The 316-nt window shown below is 65.2% G+C and carries 1 protein-coding gene; it reads right to left on the minus strand.

The window, feature by feature from the left end; translation table 11 throughout:
- Window positions 1-316: ABC transporter permease (locus U858_RS0133400; RefSeq protein ID WP_025141387.1), on the minus strand; the 316-nt coding region annotated here is incomplete at both ends.

Here is a 316-nt window from a genome sequence, read left to right on the forward strand (position 1 = left end):
CAGCCAGTCGCCCAGCAGGTTCACGACCAGCACGATCAGGCTCAGGTACAGGGCGGGAAACACCACCACCCACCATTGGCCCGAAAACAGGAACTGATTGCCCAGCCGGATCAAGGTGCCCAGCGACGGTTCGGTGGGCGGCATGCCCACGCCCAGAAAGCTCAGGGTCGCCTCGATCAGGATCGCCAGGCCCAGGTTCAGGGTGGCGGTCACCATGACCGGCGTCAGCGTGTTGGGCAGGATGTGCGTGAGCATGATGCGCAGCGAACTGACGCGGATCAGCCGGGCGGCCTGCACGTATTCCTTGCCGCGCTCG

The sequence above is a fragment of the Achromobacter sp. DH1f genome (assembly GCF_000633435.1).
In the GTDB taxonomy this organism is placed as follows: Bacteria; Pseudomonadota; Gammaproteobacteria; order Burkholderiales; family Burkholderiaceae_B; genus Achromobacter; species Achromobacter deleyi.